Here is a 16,887-nt window from a genome sequence, read left to right on the forward strand (position 1 = left end):
CCGAAGTTACAGGTCAAACGACCACCCCGGGGCACAGAACTTTTCCGCGGAATCTCAACAACTCCCGAAATTGAATTACGTGAGACCTTCCTTGTGTATGTCGATTTCCGCTAATGTACCGAATAGTGGCTTGTAGACTTTCGTCCCATAAAGTAGCGGGATGCAAAGCGAGCAAACCACATGTTAAAACTAGCCCATGGTGCACAGGGTTCGGACGGGCTAACACCCGGCCACCCACACACCATCCGTACTCCAATGAGGGAGCGTTCATGCTACTAGCCGCCTCTTTCACCCCATCAACCACGGCGGTGGGGTCCAGTCTCGTCCTCAGCGCACTACTCGGTCTGCTGCCGCTTGTGGTGTTCTTCGTCATGCTAGGCGTTTTCAAAGTCCCAACTCACAAATGTGCCATCGGCTCCTTAGCGGTGGCGTTACTCATTGCCATGCTCGGCTTCCACATGCCGGTTGGACTGTCAGTACTGTCCGCCACGCAGGGGGCAGCGTTCGGCCTCTTCCCCATCTTGTACATCGTCATTATGGCGGTGTGGATCTACAACCTGACCGAAACATCAGGGAGATCAGAGGACGTCCGCGCCGTTTTCTCCGTGGTTGGCAAAGGCGATATGAGAGTACAGGCTCTTCTCATCGGCTTCTGCTTCTGCGGTCTGCTCGAGGGTCTAGCAGGCTTCGGCGCCCCGGTTGCGATTGCCTGCGCCATGCTCCTCGCGCTCGGCCTTCCGCCCATCAAGGCAGCAATTGTCACCATGGTGGGAAATGCCCTGAACGTCGGCTTCGGCGCCATGGCTATTCCCGTCACCACCGCCGCCCAGCTGGGTGGCTCGCCCGCCGATATTGTCGGTGCCACCATGGGTCGGATCACCCCGTTCCTGCTGTGCTGGCTGCCCATCCTACTTCTGGGCATCCTTGACGGGATGCGCGGTATCCGCCAGGCCTGGCCCGCAGCACTGGTCGCCGGCCTCGGAATGGCCGCCGGTCACTTCGTCGCCTCCAATTTCCTCTCCTACCAACTCGCAGCTGTATTCGCCTCGCTCATTTCTTTCGCTCTCGTAGCCATTCTGTTGCGCTTCTGGCAGCCGACCACCCCCGAAGAGCAGCACTCGTCGACCGAGGCGGAAGGCGGACTATCGGCGTCCCGTGTAACACTCGGCCTCATGCCCTACTGGCTGGTGGTACTAATCTTCGGTATCGTCAAACTGTGGAACATCGGTGTGGACATCCCCGCCTGGCTCTCCTCTACCGACATCGCCATCAAATGGCCCGGCCTATACGGCAACCTGCTGACCGGTTCCGGTGAGGTGTCCGCCTCCGCCATCTTCAACCTGCAATGGCTCTCCTCCCCGGGCACCATGCTCCTACTCACCGGACTGATCGTCTCCATCGCCTATGGAGCGACGTCATCGGGCGGTCGCTTCACATACTCCTTCGGTCGTGGCATTCGCACGCTGAGCAACACGATTTACAACCTGCGCCTGACGATCCTGACCATTATGGCTGTGATGGCTCTTGCCTACGTCATGAACTTCTCCGGGCAGACGGTTGCCATCGGCACCTGGCTGGCGGCCACCGGCGGCGCCTTCGCCTTCCTCTCCCCGCTGCTGGGATGGATCGGCACCGCAGTCACCGGGTCCGCGACGTCGGCCGGTGCGCTCTTCGCCAACCTTCAGTCCACCGCCGCTGCACAAGCACATCTCAGCCCACAGCTGCTGCTGGCAGCCAACGAGATCGGTGGTGGCATCGGCAAGATCGTCAGCCCACAGAACCTTGCCATCGCGGCAACGGCAATCAAAGAGCCCGGGTCAGAGTCAACCTTGCTACGCAAGTCGGCGCCATTCTCAATACTGCTCATCGTATTGTTGGGCATCATCATCTTCCTCGCCTCGCGCGGGGTTCTAGGATTCGTCATCGTGAGTTAACAAGGAGGTTCCATGAGAATCGCTTTATTCGCGACGTGCATCTCCGACGTCATGTTCCCGCAGGCTTCGCAGGCTACAGTCCATCTGCTGGAGCGGCTGGGGCACGAGGTAGTCTTCCCTGAGAACCAGGGATGCTGCGGCCAGATGCACATCAACACCGGCTACTACCCGGAGGCCATGCCGCTTATCCGCAACCATGTGAATACGTTCCAACCCGTCCTCGACGGCGAGTGGGACGCCATCGTTGCTCCCTCGGGTTCGTGTACGGGTTCACTACGTCACCAGGCATCGATGGTTGCTGCCGATCAAGGAGAGGAACAACTCTCCGCCTATGCAGCGGCTATCGCAAAGAAGACGTATGACCTGCCCGAACTCCTGGTCAATGTGCTCGGCATGGAAGACGTGGGCGCCTATTTCCCGCATCGGGTCACGTACCACACCACGTGCCATTCCCTGCGTATGGCACGTGTGGGTGACACTCCAATCCGGCTAATCAAAGCCGTTGATGGTATCGACTACGTTCCGCTTCCCGATGCCGAGATCTGCTGCGGTTTCGGCGGAACATTCTCCTTGAAAAACCCGGAGGTCTCATCATCGATGCTCTCGGACAAGATGTCGAACATCCTCGCAACGGGCGCGGAAATCGTCGTCGCCGGAGACTACTCGTGCCTGATGAACATCGGCGGGGGCTCTCGCGCACGCGTTCCGGAATACGTGCCATGCACCTGGCCGAGGTGCTGGCCGGAACAAGGGATGAACCGTGGGTGGCTCCCGCAAGCACAACAAAGGTGGGGGCATGATGATCGATTCACTGCGCAATCTTGCAACGAAGCTGAAGATCAACCCCTCCGAGTGGTCCGAGAAGGATCTGGAGGCGGCAGAACTCGGTTGGTATCCCGGCCATCCGATTCCGGAGGACCCGCTGCGGTGGGGGCAGACCTTCCAGGAAGGCGCACATGAAACCCTGCGCAATACGCAGATGCGCCGCAACCTCGGCTATGCCACCACAAAGATCCGCACCAAGCGCGGCACCCGCGTAGACGAAATGCCTGATTGGCAGGCCCTGCGCGACGCCGCCTCCAATATCAAGCGGAACACGATGGCGCACTTGCCGGAGCTGCTGGAGCAATTCGAGGCGAATGTGACGGCCCGCGGCGGTATCGTGCATTGGGCGCGGGACGCTGAGGAAGCCAACCAAATCGCCTACTCCATCATCAAGGAGAAGAACGTTGATGAGGTGGTCAAGGTAAAGTCCATGGCCACCCAAGAGATCAACTTCAATGAGTACCTGGCCAAGCGGGGCATCCAGGCGTGGGAGACCGACCTGGCGGAGATGATCGTGCAGCTGTCGAACGATATGCCGTCGCACGTCGTCGTTCCCGCCATTCACCGCAATCGCGCCGAAGTGAAGGCAATCTTCGAAGCGCGCATGGGTGATGCTCCGCCGAATATGGGCAATGAGCCCCGCGAGCTCGCCATGGCGGCTCGTGCGCACTTGCGCAAGAAGTTCCTCAGCGCAAAGGTAGCGATTTCCGGTTCCAATATGGGCATCGCGGAGACGGGCACACTATCTGTGTTCGAGTCCGAGGGCAATGGGCGCATGTGCCTGACTCTGCCGGAAACGCTGATCACCATTATGGGCATCGAAAAGCTCGTACCGCGCTACCAGGATATTGAGGTGTTTAGCCAGCTGTTGCCGCGATCAGCAACCGGCGAGCGGATGAATCCCTACACGTCGTTCTGGACAGGCGTCACCCCGGGTGATGGCCCGCAGGAGTTCCATCTCATTCTGCTGGATAACGGCCGTTCCAAGGTGTTGGCGGATCCCGTTGGCCGCGAAGCCCTGAAGTGCATCCGCTGCGGCGCCTGCATGAACATCTGCCCGGTGTACCAGCACGTGGGCGGCCATGCCTACAACTCCGTGTACCCGGGACCGATCGGAGCGATTCTGACGCCGCAGCTGTTGGGAGCCTTCGACCACCACGATCCGGCCTCCACGCTTCCCTTCGCCTCGTCACTGTGCGGCGCCTGCTATGAGGCGTGCCCCGTGCAGATCGACATTCCGACCATACTCGTTCACCTGCGGCACCGGTACACGGAGGAAAACCGCGGTGGAATCCCCAGTATCTGGGACGTCGGCATGAAGGCGACGTCGAAGATCATGGGTTCCGGAAAGAACATGGCTGCCGCGGGCAAAGCGATCCATCCCGCACGTCTGATTGCCGGGTCGGATCGAAAGATCGGGCATATCCCGTTACCGATAGCGCAGAACTGGACACATGTCCGTGATATCCCCGCTCCACCGGCGCAGAGTTTCCGTGAGTGGTGGAAGGCACGCGATAAGGAGGAGCAGGAATGAAAGCCATGAACGAGGCCAAGGTGGAGATTCTGCGGCGTGTTGCCGCCGCCGGGCCAGTGGAGGCTCCGGAAATCCCTCGCGAGTACCGTACCTCCGGCAGCGGTGACATCGTCGCCGAAATGGAGCAGGCACTGATCGACTACACGGCAACCGTTACGCACTGCACGCCGGACGGCATTCCAGAGGCTATTGCTGCCGCATTGAAAGGCGCTTCGTCCGTGGTGGTACCACCAGGCCTGGAAAAGAGCTGGCAGGAAGCGGCGGCGAAAGGCTGCGAAGTGCGTGTGGATGATCCGCCGCTGACCAAGGACGAACTCGATGGCACCGATGCCGTGCTTACGGCATCCAGGGTGGCCGTGTCGCTATCCGGCACGATTATGCTCGATGGCGAACCCGATCAGGGCCGCCGCGCCATTTCCTTGGTGCCGGATATGCATGTGTGCGTCCTGTACGCCAGCACGATTAAGGCGACGGTGCCGGAGGCCGTCGAGGTGCTTTCACAGCATCCGACCCGACCCACGACGTGGATTGCCGGTCCGTCGGCGACTTCTGATATTGAGTTGGTGCGTGTCGACGGCGTGCACGGCCCGCGTACACTGCGCGTCATTATCGTCGACGACGTCGGTTAGCACTGCGAACAGTCGATATGCAGCGGTGGGTGTGCTCGTATGCAGGGCACACCCACCGCTATGCCGAGGATCTTCCTCACTCCCCATTCCCCAAAACTTCGCCGCGTCCCGCACTGGCACACGATGGGCCGACGGCGGCCCCAGTCCCCGTTGCCCCAAAAACTCCGCCTTTCCCCAGTTTCGCGCGCATATCGCGCAAAACTGCAGAAACCCAGAAAACCACGACACCCACGTCCTGAAGACAAAAGCCCACCCATGTCCTGACCGGTCACCCATGTCCTGACCGGTCAGTCCTGACCAGCCACCGGTCAGTCCCGGCCAGGAATCCACCACCATCCCCACCGCTCACGCGTTTCCCCTCGCACTTGCCTTCCCATCACGCGCTTCCCCTCGCACACGGCCCACCGCCGACCTATCCAGGATTGGGTTGCCGACCCGACCGCATCTCCTCTCGCACACACCCGCCCTGAAAGCCCAGGTCGGCAGACCCGGGCGACATCACCCCCTCGCACACACCTGCCCCGCTATGATCGTCAGTGATGCATCCCGAACAAATCACTGACGTAATCGCCTACCACGGCGAGGGACCCGTCTGGCACCATTCCTGGGGAGGCCTGCGCATGGTCGATATGCTTGCCGGAGACATTCTCACCATTGATCACGCTGGAGCCGTCCAACGCCTCGCCACCGGTTCGTCCATCGCCGCTTTTGTCCGTCCGCGCACGCGCGGCGGCTACGTCGTCGGCCTCGAACGAGGCATTGGCCTTGCCGACTCTGCATTTGTGCCTCCCACGGCGCTACCTGCCATGTGGGAGGATCCGACCGTGCGCATGAACGAATGCGGTATTGATCCACACGGCCTGCTGTACGCGGGTGGCATGCCCTATGATCGGCGCCCCGGGGGAGCGCAGTTGTTCCGAATCGCGGCGGACGGGTCCTATGATGTCGTTCTTCCATCAGTCACCACGTCGAACGGAATCGAGTGGTCCCCGGATGGTAGCCGCGCCTATTTCAACGACACCGCCACAGGCGGCACTGACGTTTTCGATGTGGCCGACGACGGTCACCTCGTGAACCGTCGGCTCTTTCACGACGGAGACGGGGGACGCCCCGACGGCTTGGCCGTCGATTCGGCAGGGAACGTGTGGTGTGCCCTTAACCGGGTGGGCAGGGTGCGGCTCTATTCTCCCGCTGCGGAGATCCTCGGCGAATGGCAACTGCCAGTGCGAGGGGTAACAGCGGTGACACTCGGTGGAGAGGACAGGCGGGATGTCTTCATCACGACATCGCGCGAAACCTCCGATGAACCACGAGCCGGAGCAGTCTTCCACCTGCGTGCAGAGGTGCCCGGGCAACCCACTCGCGAATACGTTGGGTGAAGCGCATGCCTTAAAGCCATCTGCGCAATCCCCAACGGTGCAGTGCCCGTCGGCGCTATGCGCACCGCGTGTACACAAGGCTGCGGGTTGCACGGCCCCGCTGACGTCATGCCAACCACCGGTACATGAACTCGGACCGGTACCGCGCCCCAAACCCCGCTGGCGTCGCGGACTATCCCTGCGGCTTGATGAACGGGAAGATGATGGTCTCTCGGATGCCCAAACCTGTCATCGCCGTCAACAGGCGATCAATACCCATTCCCATGCCACCCGTGGGCGGGAAACCCTGCTCCATAGCTTCCAGGAAGTCCTCATCCAGCTGCATCGCCTCCGGATTTCCGCCGGCGGCCTCCAACGACTGCGCGACCAGCCTTTCACGCTGAATCACCGGGTCGGCAAGCTCGGAGTAGGCGGTACCGAGTTCCAGCCCCCGCACGTACAGATCCCACTTTTCGGTCAGCCCCGCCTTGCTGCGATGTTGGCGGGTCAACGGGGAGGTGTCCTCCGGAAAGTCGCGCACGAAAGTCGGCTCCCAGAGTTTGTGGCCCACCAGCTCTTCGAACAGCTCCTCGGCGATCTTTCCATTGACCCAGAACGGAGCCACCGCGATACCGTGCGCCTCGGCCAAAGCCTCCAGGCGTTCACGCGGCGTCTCAACCGTCACTTCTTCGCCTACCGCCTCACTCAGCGCGGTGTACAGATCCAGGCTTGCCCAAGTGCCACCGAAGTCGTACTCCGTGCCATCCGCCAGCGTAACGACGGTTGTTCCCAGGGTGTCGAGGCATGCCTGCTGCACCAGATCGCGCGTCAGCTCGGCCATGGTGTCATACGTAGCGTAAGCCTGATACGCCTCCAACGCCGTGAACTCCGGAGAATGCGTGGAATCTGCACCTTCGTTTCTGAAGTTGCGATTGATTTCGAACACCCGATCAATTCCGCCGACGACGGCGCGCTTGAGGTGCAGTTCCGTGGCGATACGCAGGTAGAGATCCTCGTTATAGGCGTTGATATGCGTGGTGAAGGGCCGGGCGGCCGCGCCACCCTGGACGGTCTGCAGCATGGGTGTTTCGATCTCGGTGTAGCCACGCCGATCAAAGTTCGCCCGCAAAGACTTCAAAACCCCGGCACGCAAATGCACCATCTCGCGTGCCGCCGGGCGCATGATGAGATCGAGATGCCGCTGGCGTACCCTTGACTCTTCGGAAAGCGAAACATCTTCGCCCTCCGCATTCTTGTATACCTTCGGCAGGGGCGAATCGCCTTGGAGGCAATCCGGAAACTGTGCGCGAACACCGAGAGCTCGCCCCGCTTGGACGCGCCGATATGCCCTTCCACGAAGAGGTGATCACCCAGATCGACGTCGGCCTTGAAGCGGTCCAGTCCGTCTTCCCCTACGTAGGCGAGCGAGAAAATGACTTGCAGGCGGTTGCCCGCACCATCCTGCAGGGTGGCGAAACAAATCTTGCCGCCGGTACGAGCGAGCATCACTCGACCCGCCACACCGACCCTATCATCGGCCAGCTCAACTCCCGGTTCCACGCCCCGATAGTCGGCCCGCACCTGCTTGATGGTGGAGGTAATGGGGAGCTCAACCGGGTACGGCTCGATGCCTTCATCCATGAGCCGCTGACGCTTCGCCAGGCGCACCCGAATCTGTTCTGGCGTGTCATCGGCTGCGGCTAGGTTTTGCTGGTTCTTCTGAGTCACGAAAACAAGCCTATCGGGCGCGGTCCTCCAGCGCATTCTGGGCGGTGGTGATTTTCATCAGAACTGGGGATTCTCGTGCCCCGCCGCGTGGCTGTTTCACACCGGTTGTACCGGTTCGTCGGGCACGGAATAATACCGACGACGGCCGGTGCACCCGCCCATACACGCAGTTCCGAACAGAGGGTTGGGTACCAGTAGATGAAGCGGCCGATGTACCGCCCATATTCACGGTTCCAAGCAGGGGCAGGGTGCCGGTGGATGATACGGATGGTGTGCCCGCCCATATGTGTGGAGCAGTTGGAAGGAGCGCGGCGCAACCTTTCTCAGTTCCTCACACCCGAACGGCAGCCTAAGACCAACCCCACGCTGGCGGGGATCCTGCGGCGCTGACCGCGTTGGCCCATGAGATCGTGCAGCCAACTCCACGCAAGCGGGGATCCCGCTCAGCTCCTCGCACCCGGATGGCAACCTCGCGCGAACTGGAGGAGCGCCAGCCAAGGTGCGCCCGCTTCGTCGTCGTCCGCCTACGGCAGATACGGCCCGATAAGAACTGATCGGAGCGCTCCTTTCGGGTAGACTGCCGTGCGGAGCCCGATTCGTTGCGAATACTCACACGGGTAGAGGTTGAGGTGCTTATGAGAATAGAACTTCCAGACTCCTGGCAGGAAAAACCAGCCACCGGCATTTTCGACGGCGCCGCCTACGTCGCACTTGGGCCCGCCGGTTATCGTGACTACGCACCGTCCGTCGTCGTTCTTCGCGTTGAAGACATGCAGGATTCTTTGGGGCAGTGGACGAGCCGATCCCGTAATGATATCCCCAGCGATATCGCGACCTACCGTCTCCTTGATATCGGCGAACTGACACTTGCCGGCAATCCGGCGACCGTCAGTATGACCGTGCTATCGATCTCGGGGGTGAGTGTTACCCAAACTCAGGTCCTGACCATCACGCCCCGCGGTGACGGCTACCAGATCACAGCCTCGTGCGCGACGCCGGATTATCCGAAGCTAGTTGACCTGCTGCACAGCATTATCGCCACTTTCAACCCGGAAGAGGATCCGCTGGGCGCCGATGAGGAACCGGCCACCGCCTATGTCCACTCCTTCCCTGGGCGTCGGCTGCCCTCCAGTTGGCGCGAGCAACATCGGCCTGCTACACCCGGTACCGCCAAGCGAAACGTGCCAGCCCCGCAACCGGGCCAACGTTCCAGCGAACGCACCGGAACTACGCAGAACCGTTCGAAGGCTCCCGCCGCGAATGCTTCAGTTCCTGAGCCGCCGACGGATACAGCTGCGCCGGAGCAGTCGGCCGGTGGTTCCGTGTCCGCGACGACGAGCACTGCAGCGCCGGAAGAAACACCCGCTGCGACGCCCGGCGTCATGCCCCCGGCAGGACCCGATGATGACCACAATCCACACAACGTCGCACCGTCATCCGGGGCGGCCACGAATGGCGGCATGCCGGCTCCGCCTGAGCAGGCGGACATGCACCGCGAGGAGCCAGGAGCCGCGACAGGTAGGACCGCTACACCAGGGGAGGACGCATGAAGGACGCACGAAGAGTCTCCAGCCGCGAAGCGGACTGGGATGCCTTGCAGGGATTCATCGACGACGAACACATTCGGGCTGCTCATCGTCGCCTGCTGGAACTAGGTGCGCGGCCCCCTGATCCACGAAGCATGGCCGACCGATTGGACCGAATGTCGAACTGTTATGAACGGCTCCAGGCCAACGGCTTTATCGACGACGGCCGCCTCACCCGTGGTGCACGCCACCTCCTTGAGGCCTACCTCAATCCAGTGCAGGGCTTTCGCCTCGAGCTTGCCATCTCAGACAGGCGGTACGAATCACGAATCTGGGTGGCAGCCAATCATGTGGGATTCATCGAGGAGCGGACCCGCATCCAACTGCTGCTCCGCAGAATTCATCCCGGTGTTCTTCCGACGGTGATTGTGGACATGCTCGGGATCGGTCCCCGCCGTCAGATCGATACCGACGCCACGCTCGACGTGCCAACGCAATACATCACCGACCTCATCGTGAGTCCCTTCAGAGGTCGGCCAGGCCAATTCGCTGAGCATGTGGAAAGCACCTTTCCCACCGTCGCCGCAGACCTGCGGAAAAACCGCTGGAGTTGCTGGATGCTGAGTCGGCTCGATATCACGCCCGATGACTTTGTTGGTCGCGGTTCCCTTGCCGCATTAGATACACCGAGCGCTCTTCTGGGTGTAGAGCTTCGCGGGAAGAACTCACGCCTGGTACCGCTGAACTCGCAGCGCTTGTGGATGCTCCTGGCAGATGGTCTGGGGGTCGCATCCTAGTAAGCGCGTACTCATTGGCAGCCCAGCGATTAGCGGAACCGGCCCGGGCGGGGAGCACGTCAGGCAATCGTCCCTCTTCCGCTTCATCGCCGCCCATCGCCCCTATGGCAGCGGTAAAAGGAAGGAGTTGACTAGGTCCATGATGGTTGCATGTGCGGTGCCATCGGTTGTTTCGAAGTCCTCGGCTGTGCTTCGCAACGCGGAGGCCAGTTCTTCCAATCGGGCAATGCTGGCTTGACGCCCGTCCGATAATGCCGCACCGGCATCCATGGACTTGCTCGAGAGTTTCGCACTGGGCACAGCCGACCAGCTACCGATTAACGACGTAGAACCCGGCGTGTTACCGATCTGCTGCGCATACTCATCCACATCACGAGCACGATCCCGTAACACCTCCGGATCAACACTCAAACGGTCCATTACCCCTCACCTCCTTCCTGAGACGCCTGTTCCCCTGAGGCCTGTTCCCCAAAAACCGGACTATTGTAGGGTGCCCATTCCTCGGGTTCCCCACTGTGGATCGCCCGGCCGGTGGTGCGCAGGTGTTCTGGGACTACCTCGGTGCCCTGCGGCCAATCCTGCGACCACTTCCCCGGCACACACCCCGTACTCACACCCACAGCAGTCGCCTTGTTATACCGCAATTGCACCTGCTGGCCGGTCTCCTCGTTAAAGAACAAGGCAATCGGATTCTCCGCAACCACCGTCCCATCCACCGGGCCATCAAACCCTAACGGGGCCAGAATCTCCGTAAACCGGTCCACCGCCTGCGGCCACGTCTCACCCGTCAGCGGCCCCGCCGTCCCCAACTTCCATCGCTCGATCACCGATCCAGCCGGACACCCCGAAGTCGTCCGATCAACCTGCGAGCCGCCACCCAGCGCTGGTGGCGTCCACTCACCCACCTCAAACTCGTCCGACAGGGTCCGCTGCAACTCTAAAAGCAGCAGGATCGCCTCGCGCCGCGCCTCGCTATAGGGCACATCCCGGGCCGGGAGATACTCATCCGTCCGCCCGTAATACCTCTCCGAAAAATCAGAACACGCCACAAGCAGGACACTGCCCATCAAGCAGGCAACGACAAGGCCACGACGCCAATACCCCGCCGCGCCACCCGAGCGGACAGAGCCCCGCCGCATGCTCATCACCCGGCCCCCACAGCACGACCAACACCCACCACGCGCCACCTCGACGCGAGACGAGGAACACCCACACCATGCCACAACCACCAACGGAAGCCGAGACGCGCTGCGCAGCACGGCATGGCTTTCCGCGCAGCAACCCGGCCCTCACAGCGCGACGACGATTCGACCATCAGTCCCCACCCTCGTCGCTCGGCGGACTGTAGGGTGCCCATTCCTCGGGTTCGCCACTGTGGATCGCCCGGCCCGTGGTGCGTAGGTGTTCTGGGACAACCTCGGTGCCCTGCGGCCAATCCTGCGACCACTTCCCCGGCACACACCCCGTATCAACCACCACCAAAGTCCGCTTGTTATACCGCAATTGAACCTGCTGGCCGGTCTCCTCGTTAAAGAACAAGGCAATCGGATTCTCCGCAACCACCGTCCCATCCACCGGGCCACTAAACCCTAACGGGGCCAGAATCTCCGCGAACCGGTCCACCGCCTGCGGCCACGTCTCACCAGTCAGCGGCCCCGCCGTCCCCAACTTCCAAAACTCGATCACCGTCCCGGCCGGACACCCCGAAGTCGTCCGATCAACCTGCGAGCCGCCACCCAGCGCTGGTGGCGTCCACTCACCCACATCAAACTCATCCGACAGGGTCTGCTGTAACTGCAGCAGCAGGAGGATCGCCTCGCGCCGCGCCTCGCTATAGGGCACATCCCGGGCCGGGAGATACTCATCCGTCCGCCCGTAATACCTCTCCGAAAAATCAGAACAACCAGCCATACATACTCCTAACAGTAGAAGACAACCAACCAGATACCGCAGACGCCGCATACTCACTGCTCCACCCCCGCAACCACACCATTGCCGATCAGCACACTGGCCTGGTCATAGACCGAGGTACGCCCCGCATCGTAATACTCGGAGTGACCCTTCGAGTCCGTATACTCCACCCCTTCCGGGCTTGTCCATTCATCCGTACCAATCGTATTGAACTCCCGCGACGTACTCGGATCCCCACCAAACCGGCCCAAATCAGCCACCGGGTCACCATCACCGACATCCACGAAGGGAATCCGCGGGAACCCCTGCGCCTCGCCCACACTCACATGCCCAGGCACCATATTCACATCCTGATTCTGCCGCGTCGTAATCCCCGGAGAACCCATCACCATCACCTCATCAGCAACCGTGGACTGCCGCAACGCATACCCCGTGACCGTCGACCCATACGAATGCCCCGACGCCACCAGATACAAATCCCCCTCATGCGTCGCCTGAATCGACTCCAACAACCCCGCCAGATTCTCACCACCCTCCCTCGCACTCTTACTCAACGCCACCGAATTACTCGAGACCATCTCATCCCACTGCGGCGCGTCATACCCCAAAAACACCACCCCAGCCAACTCATCACCACGACCCTGGCCATCCAGTTGCCACTTCGCTTCATTCAAGACATTTTGCACGCCCTCAACACCACCGCCCCACTCACCGGAAAAGGTCACAAGACTACTACTGACCGTCGAGGTCATCCCCGGAGTATGCACCATCACGCGATCCGCCCGATCCACATCTCCAATCGCCACCACCGCACGCAAACGATCACTCGACCACACATCCAAACTCACCAACTTATGATCCCCATCATCCTCTGCAAACGCTTGCTTCAACGCCTCCAACTGGCGTTTCTTATCCTGGAGCGCCACCAGATCAGGAGCACGCTGCACCATCGGTCCCATCTCCGGAACCGTCATCACACGGGACGCCTCCCACTCCTCCTCCGCTTTCTCCAATTCAGCCGTGACCGCCTCAATCTCACCATCCAAGCGATTCACATTCGCATCACTGCGGTCATCGATAGGGATACCGTTCAGGTTGCCGATCCACTCCGGATGACTCGTAATAATCGTCTCCTGCTCCTCCCGCGACAGAGACGTCCACCAATCATTGACCTCCTCAACACTCCACCCCTTCTTCGGAGCAGACACACCATGCGACATAATCCCCGCACTCGGCGCCTCACCCGCCGCCACCAAACCACCCAACTCCGCATACACATTCTCCAACGCTCTCACAATCGCATCACCCTTACTCATACACGTCGTCGCCCGCCAATACACACCATCCGGTATCCCCGCACCACCCACATCCGGCACCTGCGCACCACCCAACTCAATCCTGATCCCCTCCGCCTCCGGTACCAACTCATCAATAGCATCCGCAATCGCATCAAAATCATTAGCTGCCTTCTCCAAAATCCGCTGCATATCCCCCATATCATCAACCAAGGCCCGCCGCGACGCCGCCTCCGCATCACCCGCCTCACCAACAAACACCTCATCATTCACAAACCCGCCCAACCCCTCGGCAACCTCCGCATACCGGCGCGCCGTCATCTTCAAATCCGCACTCGCCTCCCGCAACGGCCCACTCCGCCACGTCGCAATCTCCGCCACCGTCGCCACGACCCAGACTCCTTCATCTCAAGCCAACCGGTGAGAACCCACAACCGGCGAGCACCATTAAATCACCCCGAGACTACCCAACCATAACCCACAACACAACCCCAGCACACAGCCACCCCAGCCACGACCGAACACCCCAGCACACCAGACAACGCCAAGCACCACACACCCGCACACAGCCACTCCAAACAACCTGGGCAAGCTCCTCGCCACCCAAGCACACTGACACCAGCACAACCGCGCCAACACCCACCCGGGCAAACTCATCCCAGCGCAAACACCCCACCCGCCCGCCGGGCACACCACCCCCAATGCCAAGAAGTGTCGGGATTTTCAAGAAACTCCGCCTATTTCACGACACTTCTTGAAAAACCCGACACTTCTCGCCGACTCACCGACACTTCTTACAAGCTCACCCACGCGTTGCCGCCGCCCACCCCGCACGATCCGGGACTCCTGCCACTCCCCGCGCTAAGGAGTCCCGCAGCCGCCAGGGCACCGCTAAGAGTGAGCCGACTAGCTCAGCACGGATGTAAAACTCACGCCGGAGCTCGCAAGGCCATGACCGGCGGGAGCCTCTCCCGGCTCACCATCCACCTGCACAACCCTGTTGTGCTCATCCACGAACACCACATGCGGCTGGTAGCTATGTGCGCTGGCGTCGTCGAGCAACGAGTAGGAGATCACGATGGCAACATCTCCCTCATGGATCAGATGCGCCGCTGCACCGTTCACGGTAATCTCACCGCTGCCGCGCTCACCGGGAATAACGTAGGTCGTCAGCCGTGCTCCGTTTGTTACGTCGACGACGTCGACCTCCTGCCCGGGAAGAATATCGGAGGCATCAAGCAGGTCGGCGTCGATGGTTATCGAGCCGACGTAGTTCAAGTCCGCTCCAGTGACGGTAACCCGGTGAATTTTTCCGGTCATCATGCGCCGCAGACGGACCGGAGAATTGGCAGATTCAGTCATGAAACTCGACCTCCATATTGTCGATCAGGCGGGTGCTACCCACCCAGGCAGCGGTTGCGAGTAATCCGCGTGATGCAGCCGCTTCTCCATCAATTTCCTCAAAAGTATCGGGATCCACGAGCGTTATGTAATCGATGCGCACGCCAGGTGCGGCTTCCAAATAGTCGCGAGCAGTCCGCAGTGTCACCGTCGGCGACGCGCCGTGCAGGGCGGCGTCACGCCCCAGCACTAGCGCCTGATTCAACGCCAGCGCCTCAATGCGCTGCGTCTCAGAAAGATAGGAGTTACGCGAAGAGAGCGCCAGGCCCGACTCCTCCCGCTGAATAGGCACCGCCCGAATCTCAAGCGGCATGTCGAGATCGGCCACCATGGTGCGCACCAAGGCCAGCTGCTGCGCGTCCTTCTGACCGAAGAAGGCCACCTGTGGCTGTACCAAATTGAACACCTTGTGGACAACCTGCAGAACCCCGGCGAAATGCGTTGGGCGCGTCTTACCCTCCAGCACCTCAGCCATGGGCCCGGGGTTGATACGCACCAGAGGCTCGCGCGGGTACATATCGTCCACACCCGGCGCAAACACCACCGCGACGCCCAGTGACTCCAGCAGTGCCAGGTCGGCATCCAGATCGCGCGGGTACGCTTCGTAATCCTCGCCCGGCCCGAACTGCAGCGGGTTGACGAAAATCGATACGACGACGTTCGACGCCGTCTCTCGCGCAGCGCGAACCAACGACAGGTGACCCTCGTGCAGGGCTCCCATCGTCATCACAAGAGCGACATCACCATCCAGCTGGGCGAGCGCGGCGTGAAGTTCATCTTTAGTACGCGTCAGAACTGCCACGCTTCAAGCGTACCGGTCGGTTAACTCGCCGGACGAGTTCGTGAGGGATCACTCGTACGTGGTCTACATCTCGCCGGGTCGGGCAAACGCCTAGGAGTAAAACGGACCACTTCTCCAAGGCTGTGCCACTAACTGGATGCCACGCTCGGCATCTCTCCGGTAGCTCCGGCAGCGGCCCTTTCAATCGCCTCGACCTGCTCGGGGCGCAAAAGGCGGCGTGCACCCGCTCGCTGCGCCGTCGCCGTCGCAAGCGCCTGATAGACCGGCGGAATATCCGCGAAATCACCAGTTGCCGCAAGCACACGAAAGGCCTCGGCGTGCTCCGCTACCGTTCCAACATCGCCGCGTACCACCGGACCGGTGAGCAGCGATTCACCTGAACGCAAAGCGCCGTCCAACGAGGCTTCAACGAGAGGGCGAAGATACTCGCCCGGGTTGTCGATGCCGACGGCCGCAAGCGCCCGCATTGCCTGCGCAACCAGCGTGACCAGATGATTCGCCCCGTGCGCTATTGCCGCGTGATAAAGGCCCCGATCCTCTTCCGCAACGGTAAAAGGAACCCCGCCCATCTCAGTGACTAACGCCTGCGCCACGGGCAGCAGAGTTGCCGGTCCGGTGACCGCGAAGGGGCAACCATTGAGGCGGTTGAGGTCAAGGGATGTGCCCGTGAAAGTCATAGCCGGGTGAATTGCCAGCGCCAAAGCTCCCGCTGCCCGAACAGGCTCCAACACCGAAGTACCATATCTGCCGACGACGTGGATCGCGAGGTGCCCGGGCCGGAACGCGCCGAGTTTGGCAAGACCTGCAACCAGCGGGGCAAGTTCGTCGTCGGGAACTGCAAAAAGCACGACGTCGGACACAGCAGTGATCTCCTGCGCCGAGAGAGCGGGAACCTGTGGAAGCATGGCGTCTAGGCGATCACGGCTGGCATCCGAGGATGCGTAGGCGCCCGTGATGGTGTGCCCGGTACCACGCAGCGCGGCGCCAAGCGCCACACCTACCTTACCGGCGGAAATAATGCCGATACGCAGCCGCCCGGCGCGCGAGGCCGCCTGGGATCGCGAATCAGTTGACATACACTCAGCTTAGTCCCGGTTCCACTCTGACCCGACCATTGCGGGCTTGCCCCGGCCAGCCATCGCTAGTT

The 16,887-nt window shown here is 61.2% G+C and carries 13 protein-coding genes and 2 pseudogenes; 7 read left to right on the plus strand and 8 right to left on the minus strand.

Features of this window, described 5'->3' with window-relative positions; all coding sequences use genetic code 11:
• The first annotated feature begins 269 nt into the window (after positions 1–269).
• From DDD63_RS09745 to DDD63_RS09765, 5 genes and pseudogenes are all read left to right on the plus strand, one after another.
• On the plus strand, positions 270–1,934 hold the full coding sequence (locus tag DDD63_RS09745) for an L-lactate permease (RefSeq protein WP_108716203.1): 1,665 nt from the start codon (positions 270–272) through the stop codon (positions 1,932–1,934).
• Between the two features lie 12 nt (positions 1,935–1,946).
• Positions 1,947–2,734: pseudogene (locus tag DDD63_RS09750) on the plus strand ((Fe-S)-binding protein).
• Complete coding sequence (locus tag DDD63_RS09755; protein ID WP_108716731.1) at positions 2,734–4,293, plus strand: LutB/LldF family L-lactate oxidation iron-sulfur protein; 1,560 nt, start codon at positions 2,734–2,736, stop codon at positions 4,291–4,293. The pseudogene DDD63_RS09750 and the gene DDD63_RS09755 overlap by 1 nt, the downstream one beginning before the upstream one ends.
• Entirely contained in the window at positions 4,290–4,922 is a 633-nt protein-coding gene (locus DDD63_RS09760; RefSeq protein WP_108716204.1) for an LUD domain-containing protein, read from the plus strand. The genes DDD63_RS09755 and DDD63_RS09760 overlap by 4 nt, the downstream gene beginning before the upstream one ends.
• A gap of 539 nt (positions 4,923–5,461) precedes the next feature.
• Positions 5,462–6,301, plus strand: a complete 840-nt coding sequence (locus DDD63_RS09765; RefSeq protein ID WP_108716205.1) for an SMP-30/gluconolactonase/LRE family protein — start codon at positions 5,462–5,464, stop codon at positions 6,299–6,301.
• 172 nt (positions 6,302–6,473) lie between these two features.
• Here DDD63_RS09765 and lysS read toward each other — a convergent pair.
• A pseudogene (lysS, locus tag DDD63_RS09770) lies at positions 6,474–8,044 on the minus strand (lysine--tRNA ligase).
• A 599-nt stretch (positions 8,045–8,643) separates the two neighbouring features.
• On the opposite strand from lysS, the gene DDD63_RS09775 reads away from it, so the two are divergent.
• Together DDD63_RS09775 and DDD63_RS09780 are read left to right on the plus strand one after the other, a co-directional pair.
• Positions 8,644–9,558 (plus strand): hypothetical protein, encoded by a 915-nt coding sequence (locus DDD63_RS09775; protein ID WP_108716206.1) that lies wholly within the window; start codon positions 8,644–8,646, stop codon positions 9,556–9,558.
• Positions 9,555–10,331 (plus strand): hypothetical protein, encoded by a 777-nt coding sequence (locus tag DDD63_RS09780; protein ID WP_108716207.1) that lies wholly within the window; start codon positions 9,555–9,557, stop codon positions 10,329–10,331. Before DDD63_RS09775 ends, DDD63_RS09780 begins: the two co-directional genes overlap by 4 nt.
• A gap of 102 nt (positions 10,332–10,433) precedes the next feature.
• Here the strand turns inward: DDD63_RS09780 and DDD63_RS09785 are convergent, their stop codons facing one another.
• The 7 genes from DDD63_RS09785 to DDD63_RS09815 all read right to left on the minus strand — a co-directional run bounded on the left by DDD63_RS09785 (position 10,434) and on the right by DDD63_RS09815 (position 16,816).
• Positions 10,434–10,751, minus strand: a complete 318-nt coding sequence (locus tag DDD63_RS09785) for a type VII secretion target (protein WP_108716208.1) — start codon at positions 10,749–10,751, stop codon at positions 10,434–10,436.
• On the minus strand, positions 10,751–11,470 hold the full coding sequence (locus DDD63_RS09790) for a hypothetical protein (protein WP_108716209.1): 720 nt from the start codon (positions 11,468–11,470) through the stop codon (positions 10,751–10,753). Before DDD63_RS09790 ends, DDD63_RS09785 begins: the two co-directional genes overlap by 1 nt.
• Before the next feature lie 175 nt (positions 11,471–11,645).
• Positions 11,646–12,242, minus strand: a complete 597-nt coding sequence (locus DDD63_RS09795; RefSeq protein WP_108716210.1) for a hypothetical protein — start codon at positions 12,240–12,242, stop codon at positions 11,646–11,648.
• A gap of 53 nt (positions 12,243–12,295) precedes the next feature.
• Complete coding sequence (locus tag DDD63_RS09800; RefSeq protein ID WP_108716211.1) at positions 12,296–13,927, minus strand: alpha/beta hydrolase; 1,632 nt, start codon at positions 13,925–13,927, stop codon at positions 12,296–12,298.
• Positions 13,928–14,443: 516 nt separating this feature from the next.
• Positions 14,444–14,899 carry an aspartate 1-decarboxylase gene (gene panD / locus DDD63_RS09805; protein ID WP_240611252.1) on the minus strand — a complete coding sequence of 152 codons (456 nt, stop codon included), beginning with the start codon at positions 14,897–14,899 and terminating at the stop codon, positions 14,444–14,446.
• Positions 14,892–15,740, minus strand: a complete 849-nt coding sequence (gene panC / locus DDD63_RS09810; protein ID WP_108716212.1) for a pantoate--beta-alanine ligase — start codon at positions 15,738–15,740, stop codon at positions 14,892–14,894. The genes panD and panC overlap by 8 nt, the downstream gene beginning before the upstream one ends.
• Before the next feature lie 128 nt (positions 15,741–15,868).
• A complete protein-coding gene (locus DDD63_RS09815) occupies positions 15,869–16,816 on the minus strand; it encodes a DUF2520 domain-containing protein (RefSeq protein ID WP_108716213.1) in 948 nt (315 codons plus the stop codon).
• Positions 16,817–16,887: the final 71 nt, after the last annotated feature.

Origin of the sequence: Actinobaculum sp. 313, from assembly GCF_003073475.1 — a bacterium.
Taxonomy (GTDB): domain Bacteria; phylum Actinomycetota; class Actinomycetes; order Actinomycetales; family Actinomycetaceae; genus Asp313.